Genomic DNA, 1,087 nt, shown 5'->3' with positions numbered 1-1,087 from the left:
AAACACCCCAATCCAAGCCAACAGCTTTAGTGCCACAGTTTCTCTCAATGGTGTCATACTCCATTGAAACTGAAATGAACCACTCACCATTCTTTCGGATGATTTCGGCAGTTTTCGGCTTGCCTCCTGTGTTTCTAGCTTTACCTCGGATCTTAACGATACCAACATCAGCCAAATAAACAGCACCATGCTTTTTTTCTTTCAGGTTGAGCTTCCAACCATCACCATGAGCCTTGTAGCCCCAACCTTTAAAGCGTTGAAATGGTTTAAAACGTGGGAATCCAGCTTTCTTATCACCTTTTTTGAGCCGTCTAAAAAAACCGTCAAAAGCCAGTGCAACACGTTTTAATGTGACTTGCTCACTCTGAGCATTAGCATTGAAAATGCCATGCGCTTTACGATTATTACGCCACAGAGTGTTGATTTTGCACTGTTCGTGAAAGTTAAGACTGTAATTAGAATCACGATATGTTTCGATGCGATCACGTAAAGCCCAGTTGTACAACTGGTGATGGTGGACAAACAAATCCATCAGCGATTCTTCTTGAGAAACTGATGATTTCATTTTATATGTAACTTTACGGATTGCTTTTTTCATAACAACTAATTATATTTAGTTGTTATGAAAAAACAAGCCCTAAATACGCTGTATCACAGCGTTTATAATATTCACTATCATTTAGTTCTTGTAACTAAATATCGTCGTCGCTGTATCACGCCAGAGGTTGCCGCGTACTTAGAATCTCAGTACAAAAGGTTGTTAAAATCTTGGGATTGTGAGCTTTTGGAGTGCAATGGTGAGCCAGATCACCTTCACCTTTTAATTTCTGCTAATCCCAAGATGCAACCAAGTAAAATGGTGAACAGTTTAAAAACTGCTACATCAAGACTTGTGCGAAAGGAGTTTTCCGAACACTTGGGTGAGTTTTACTGGAAGCCAGTTTTTTACAGCAGAAGTTATTGTCTGGTTAGTTGCGGAGGTGCGCCACTTGAAATCGTGAAGCAATATTTAGCTCAGCAGGAAGGATTTGATTAAAGCCACCACTTCGTGGTGGTGCGCCTTTCACCACCACCTACAAACCCAATT

The 1,087-nt window shown here is 40.6% G+C and carries 2 protein-coding genes; one reads left to right on the top strand and one right to left on the bottom strand.

The window, feature by feature from the left end; genetic code table 11:
* On the bottom strand, positions 1-598 hold a 598-nt coding region (locus CWC14_RS16920; RefSeq protein ID WP_502705429.1), incomplete at its 3' end, for an RNA-guided endonuclease InsQ/TnpB family protein.
* Between the two features lie 24 nt (positions 599-622).
* Here CWC14_RS16920 and tnpA point away from each other — a divergent pair.
* A complete protein-coding gene (tnpA, locus tag CWC14_RS16915; RefSeq protein WP_138564053.1) occupies positions 623-1,036 on the top strand; it encodes an IS200/IS605 family transposase in 414 nt (137 codons plus the stop codon).
* The last annotated feature ends 51 nt before the right edge of the window (positions 1,037-1,087 follow it).

It is taken from the genome of Pseudoalteromonas sp. S3260 (assembly GCF_005886925.1).
In the GTDB taxonomy this organism is placed as follows: Bacteria; Pseudomonadota; Gammaproteobacteria; order Enterobacterales; family Alteromonadaceae; genus Pseudoalteromonas; species Pseudoalteromonas tetraodonis.
Note: the sequence above shows the minus strand (reverse complement) of the source record. Positions and strands in the feature narration are given on the sequence as shown.

Coding starts and splice junctions, on each gene's coding strand:
- tnpA (WP_138564053.1), top strand. CDS start 623: ATGAAAAAACAAGCCCTAAATACGCTGTATCACAGCGTTTATAATATT.